Below are 345 nucleotides of genomic sequence, written 5' to 3' on the forward strand. Positions count from 1 at the left end.
GCAGGCCCTCGTCGCTGTCGGCCTGCGGCGGCTGCACTTCGTGCAGGCTGAAGCCGCGCACCAGCGCGTCTTCCTCGTCCAGGCCGTCGTACTCGACGAATTCGGCGTCGAACAACTGCGAACGCGCGGTGTCTTCGCTGTCATAGCTCAGCGTATTGCCATCGCTGTCGAGCACTTCGGCGGTGCCGGCCGGGCGCACGCGCAGGCGCGCCCAGATCAGGGTGTTGCCGAGGCTGGCCAGCCACCAGCTGTCGCGCGAGACGGAGATGTCATTCATGGATGCGTTACCAGAGCGAGGCCAGCCAGAGCAGGGCGGCCATGCCCAGTCCGGCCAGCAGGGTCAGC

General features: G+C 67.8%; 1 protein-coding gene. It reads right to left on the reverse strand.

From position 1 onward, the window contains the following. Positions 1–277: hypothetical protein (locus EN850_RS34535; RefSeq protein ID WP_136093004.1), on the reverse strand; the 277-nt coding region annotated here is incomplete at its 3' end. Positions 278–345 lie beyond the last annotated feature (68 nt).

The sequence above is a fragment of the Mesorhizobium sp. M8A.F.Ca.ET.207.01.1.1 genome (assembly GCF_004794715.1).
Lineage (GTDB): Bacteria > Pseudomonadota > Alphaproteobacteria > Rhizobiales > Rhizobiaceae > Mesorhizobium.